The organism is Dietzia sp. CQ4 (genome assembly GCF_014145125.1).
Taxonomy (GTDB): domain Bacteria; phylum Actinomycetota; class Actinomycetes; order Mycobacteriales; family Mycobacteriaceae; genus Dietzia; species Dietzia natronolimnaea.
Window position 1 is genome coordinate 1 of record NZ_JAALDZ010000184.1, and the last position, 4058, is coordinate 4058.

General features: G+C 70.2%; 5 protein-coding genes. 1 reads left to right on the forward strand and 4 read right to left on the reverse strand.

Translation table 11 applies throughout. The features are described 5' to 3' along the window. The 4 genes from G6031_RS11245 to G6031_RS11260 all read right to left on the reverse strand — a co-directional run. A partial coding sequence (locus G6031_RS11245) for a ribonuclease HI (RefSeq protein ID WP_182653302.1) occupies window positions 1-523 on the reverse strand: 523 nt, incomplete at its 3' end. A gap of 69 nt (window positions 524-592) precedes the next feature. Continuing rightward, a complete protein-coding gene (locus G6031_RS11250) occupies window positions 593-835 on the reverse strand; it encodes a hypothetical protein (RefSeq protein WP_179524739.1) in 243 nt (80 codons plus the stop codon). Window positions 836-880: 45 nt separating this feature from the next. After that, window positions 881-2065 carry an acyl-CoA desaturase gene (locus G6031_RS11255; protein WP_182653303.1) on the reverse strand — a complete coding sequence of 395 codons (1185 nt, stop codon included), beginning with the start codon at window positions 2063-2065 and terminating at the stop codon, window positions 881-883. 61 nt (window positions 2066-2126) lie between these two features. Continuing rightward, on the reverse strand, window positions 2127-3275 hold the full coding sequence (locus G6031_RS11260; protein ID WP_182653304.1) for an iron-sulfur cluster-binding domain-containing protein: 1149 nt from the start codon (window positions 3273-3275) through the stop codon (window positions 2127-2129). 251 nt (window positions 3276-3526) lie between these two features. Here G6031_RS11260 and G6031_RS11265 point away from each other — a divergent pair. Next, the coding region (locus tag G6031_RS11265; RefSeq protein WP_182653305.1) for a TetR family transcriptional regulator at window positions 3527-4058 on the forward strand (532 nt) is incomplete at its 3' end.

The window sequence follows — 4058 nt, forward strand, 5'->3', positions numbered from 1 at the left end:
GCGCGCCTCCGTTGACCGCGGGGGGGACGGCCGGGTCGCCACCCGCACCGACCGACCGGGCTCCCGGGAACCCGGGGCCGGACGCGGGCTCCCGACCCGACGCCCAGGCCTTGGCGGCCCCGTTCGCCAGGACGTCCGCCTTCTCGTTGAGCTCGTGTCCTGCGTGACCCTTGACCCACTCGAAGGTGACCTCGCGGCCCTTCATCGCCTCGTCGAGCGCCTTCATGACCTCGACGTTGAGGACGGGCTTCCCGTCGGCCTTCTTCCAGCCCTTGCGCTTCCACCCGGCCATCCACTTTGTCACCGAGTTGATGACGTACTGCGAGTCGCACAGGATGTGCAGCGGCTCGGGGGAGTGCGCGGTCTGACGAAGAAGGTCCAGGACCGCGGTGAGCTCTCCCTGGTTGTTGGTGCCCCGTGTCCAACCGCCGCATCGCCACCGCGATTCGTCGATGTACCAGGCCCATCCGGCCGGGCCGGGGTTACCGAGAGCGGAGCCGTCCGCGGCGGCGATGATCGTCACATCGAGCGATCCTGCCACCGTGGCCGGGGGGAGGACCCACCGGCCACGGTCATCGGGTCACCAGCGGCCTCAACCGTTGAGGTCGCCGTCCTCGATACCGTCCAGGTCGATCGCGGGGGAGCGCTTGCGCTCGTCGAGGCGGGCGGCCCGGGCCGCCTCCCTCATCTCGATCCCGTCGGTGACGAAGTCGCCGACCTCCTTGGCGATGGAACCGACCGCGTCGGTGATGATGACGGCGATCCGGCCGACGAGGGACGCCCCCGCCTGGACACCTGCCTGGACCTGGTCCTTGTTGCGCTCGAAGTCGCTCATCGGATCCGCTCCCTTCGTCAGTGGTGTCCACGAAGGTACCCCGGCTCAGGCCGCGGGTGTCACCTTCCTGCGCTCGATGAGCACGGCCGGCGTGTCCGCCGGGGTGGGCGGCAGCGGCAGGGCCAACCGGAACATCTTGGCCCAGACATTGGCCACCTGCTTCCACAACGGGCCGGTCGTGTAGGGAAGGCCGTGCTCCTCGCAGATCGCCCGGACCTCCTCGGCGATCTCCGGGTAGCGGTGAGCGGGCAGATCGGGGAAGAGGTGGTGCTCGATCTGGTGCGAGAGGTTGCCGGTGGCCAGGTGCATGAACGGGCTGCCCGAGATGTTGGCCGAGCCGAGCATCTGGCGCACATACCACTCGCCACGGGTCTCCTCGGCCGTCTCCTCCTGGGTGAAGACCTGGGCGCCGGAGGGGAAGTGCCCGCAGAAGATCACCGAGAACGCCCAGACGTTGCGGACGAGGTTGGCGGTGAGGTTCCCGGCGAAGGTGAGCGGGAACAGTGGCCCGGTGAGTGCCGGGTGGACGATGTAGTCCTTGGCGACCTGACCTCGCATCTTGCCCCACCAGCCGGCGAGCAGGCCCTTGACGTCCGACCACTTGCGCTTGCCCTTGAGCACGTTGTCGTACTCCAGGTCGTGGAGCATGACGCCCCACTCGAACGCCATCATGAGTCCGAACGCGTACAGCGGGTTACCCAGGCGCAGCGGGGTCCACTTCTGCTCGTACTCCATGCGCAGGATGCCGTATCCGATGTCGCGGTCGAGATCGAGGATGTTGGTGTGCGTGTGGTGCATGTAGTTGTGCGAGTGCCGCCACTGGTCGGACGGGCACACGTTGTCCCACTCGAAGCTGGACGAATGGAGCATGTCGTCGCGCATCCAGTCGTACTGGCCGTGCATGACGTTGTGGCCGATCTCCATGTTGTCGAGGATCTTGGAGGCGCTCAGCGCGGCCACCCCTGCGAGCCACGCGGGCGGCAGGAAGCCGAGGAACATCAGGGCGCGCCCGGTCAGCTCGAGTCGACGCTGCATGCGGACCACCCGGAGGATGTAGTCGCGGTCGGCGGTGCCCAGGTCGGCCACCACGCGGTCGCGGATGGCGTCGAGTTCACGGCTGATGATCTCCACCGACTCGGCGGACAGGACCACGGGCTCGGGGGCGGTGGCTTTCGGCTTGGAGGTCTTGGGCTTCGTGGAGCGGATGGTGGGGAGCTGCAGGAGGGTCATGACGGGAGTCCTTCCGGTCGTTCCGGTGGGTACGGGTCGGGTTGTGACGGTGTCGGGGGGTCTAGAGCTCGATCTCGACGTCGCCCACGGGCGCGGAGACACAGATCTGGACCAGGCAACCGGGCTCGGTGTCGACCTCGCCCGTCCTGAGGTCGCGGGTCGCGCCGGAGACCCGGACGGCGGTGCAGGTGTGGCAGATGCCCATCCGGCAGCCGTGCTTCGGGGACAGCCCCGCGGCCTCCGCGCCCTCCAGCAGCGTGGTGCCGGAGTTGTGGGCGGCGACACCGCTCCTGACGTGGGTGACGGTCCCGCCGTCGCCCTCGGGCACGGGTCCGTTGGAGGCGGTGAAGCGCTCGCGGAGGACGTTCCCGTAGCGCTCCGCTCCGAGGACGTCCGACAGGCCGTCGGCCAGGCCGTCGGGTCCACAGAGGAAGACGGTGGCGTCGGAGTGCCACGGTGCCACCTCGTCGAGGTGGCCCTCTGTCAGGTGGCCGACCAGGTCCCGCGACGACGGGTCCGAGGTGACTGACGGGTCCGGGTGGCCCGAGGTGTCTGACGGGTCCGGTGCCACGGTGGGGACCACCCGGACCTCGACACCGGCGCGCGAGAGTTCGCGGATCCGGTCGCGGAACGGCACGTCCTCGACCCGGCGGACGTAGTGGAGCCACGCGACACGGCCGGTGGCCCCCTCCCCGCAGTGGCCCTCCCCGGCGAGGGTGGAGGCGATGGAGAGCATCGGGGTGATGCCGCTGCCGCCGCTGACCAACAGCACGTCGGTCGGGCGTGCGTCCGGGAGGGTGACCTCCCCGACGGGGTTCCCGAGGAGCAGGCGCATCCCGGGAGCGGCCTCGGACCACAGGTGTTCGGAGACCACGCCCCCCGGATGCCGGCGGACGGCGATCGTCGCCAGGCCGTCGGACCGCGCGGCGGAGTCCACCGGGGAGTAGTGACGGCGGTGGACGACGCCGTCGACCACCACGCCGATCTCGAGAGCGGCTCCGGGGGCGGGCCGGTCGACCCCGGCCGGGAGCCGGAGCGTGATGACGGTGACGTCGGAGACGGGCCGGTCGACGGCGACGACCGTCGCGCCGGTCGGGTCGTCGGCCCAGCTCACTCCGAGTGAGCGGACGTAGTGCTCCACCGGGTGTGGGGTGAGCAGGGTGCGGGTGATCCCGCGGGAGAAGAGTCGGCTGATGGTCGGGGCGGTCATGAGGACCTCCGGAAGGTAGTGGTCGGTGTGGTCGTGCGCCGTCGGACGCGGCCTACTGCCGTGATGTGCGGTCACGACCTCACGGTCGCGGCTGCACCACGGGGCGTATCCGTCCGGTTCGACCACCGGACGAATTTGAGTGTACATACGTTCTCTCAAATGGAAAGGGGCGCGCCACTGTCACGTGGGTCACACTCCGACGGGGGGTTCCCCACATGCGGATACAGGCCTCAGGCGATAGCATCACGGGCGTGGCGACACCAGGTACCCGGGCGGAGCAGAAGCGGCACACACGTGCACTCATCGTTGCCGCGGGCCGCCATGCGGTGGCCACGCGGGGATTCTCCGGCCTGGTCGTCCGCGAGCTCGCACGCGAGGCGGGCATCGTCCCCACCGCGTTCTACCGGCACTTCGAGTCGGTGGACGCCCTGGCCACCGAGATCGCGGCGGGGGCTGCCGAGGCGCTGGGCGAGCTCGTCGACGACCTCGTCGCAGGGCCGGCATCGGATCCCGTCGTGGACTGGCCCGGCCGGGCCTCGGCCGCCGCCGTCCGGGACCCGCAGACCTGGTCGGTGCTCGCCCGCGGGCTCGTCGACACCGCCCATGCCGACCACCGGGTGCTCTCGGCGGCCGTCGACTCCGCACGCCGACGGCTGGGGATCACCCTGGGACGGCTCGAGACGCTCTCCGGCGCGGACGGAAGCGCGGTGGACATCGCGGCCGACCTCGTCGTCGTTGTCCTGTTGCGACTCCTCGTGGAGGTGGCGGTGGGCTACGACGCCC